The following is a 663-nucleotide window of genomic DNA, read 5'->3' as shown; positions in this document are numbered from 1 at the left end:
CGAAGCCATTGCGATACATGAGTCATTTTGGTTGTGCGGATGAGCTTGATAGCAGCATCACGCCGCAACAAATTGAGCTGTTTATGTCATTAACCTCGGGCTGTCAGGGCGAGCGCTCGCTAGCGGCATCTGCGGGTTTATTGGCATGGCCTCAAAGCCAATTAGAGTGGGTTCGTCCGGGCATTATTATGTACGGCGTATCACCATTTAGCGACAAGACGGCCCAAGATTTGGGTTACCAGCCAGTGATGACGTTGAAGTCTCATCTTATTGCGGTTCGTGAAGTCAAGAAAGGTGAAAGCGTGGGGTACGGTGGTATCTGGACAAGTGAACGCGACACAAAAGTCGGCGTTATTGCAGTGGGCTATGGCGATGGCTACCCAAGAAGTGCACCCAATGGTACACCGGTGTGGGTGAATGGGCGTACAGTACCGATTGCGGGTCGAGTATCAATGGATATGCTGACGGTAGATTTAGGTCCTGATGCCACAGATAAGGTCAGTGACGAAGCGATTCTTTGGGGTAAAGAATTACCTGTCGAAGAGGTTGCGAATCACATTGGTACGATAGCTTATGAGTTGGTGACCAAATTGACGCCTCGCGTCGAAATGGAATATACCAAGTAATCCATGAATAAACGAATCACCTCAATGCTGGCACTTT

The 663-nt window shown here is 49.2% G+C and carries 1 protein-coding gene; it reads left to right on the top strand.

Annotated elements, in window-relative coordinates:
- A partial coding sequence (alr, locus tag R7E78_RS27265; protein ID WP_318058768.1) for an alanine racemase occupies window positions 1-626 on the top strand: 626 nt, incomplete at its 5' end.
- Window positions 627-663 lie beyond the last annotated feature (37 nt).

Source organism: Vibrio sp. YT-19(2023), assembly GCF_033337395.1.
This window is presented reverse-complemented; position numbering and strand designations above follow the sequence as displayed.